The organism is Aneurinibacillus sp. REN35, assembly GCF_041379945.2.
Lineage (GTDB): Bacteria > Bacillota > Bacilli > Aneurinibacillales > Aneurinibacillaceae > Aneurinibacillus.
Genome location: NZ_JBFTXJ020000045.1, coordinates 1 through 283, shown reverse-complemented (window position 1 = coordinate 283; position 283 = coordinate 1). Strand labels below are relative to the sequence as shown.

General features: G+C 53.0%; 1 protein-coding gene. It reads right to left on the bottom strand.

The annotated features are described in order from the left end of the window. Nucleotides 1-13: 13 nt before the first annotated feature. Nucleotides 14-283: hypothetical protein (locus AB3351_RS23610; RefSeq protein ID WP_371149553.1), on the bottom strand; the 270-nt coding region annotated here is incomplete at its 5' end.

Below are 283 nucleotides of genomic sequence, written 5' to 3'. Positions count from 1 at the left end.
ATTTGCTTGGAATCTACTTCGTGTCCGTTGTCGCGCCCACGCTCGCCGTCAACTCGACCCGGCTTAACTGCGGATTCCAGAAGGCGCCGTCGACGGCCGGAAACTCGATCTTCAGATCATTCGTTCCCGAAGGCAAATCATTCAGTGCGTATTTACGGTCGGTCCAGTTGACGCTCGTAATCGGCTTGTCTTCGATTGTCGCCTGTTTCGATAACTTCGTCCAGTCGGTGCCGTTCGGAGATATATAGAAAACAAAGTCCGATATCGATTCCGCGACTGACGC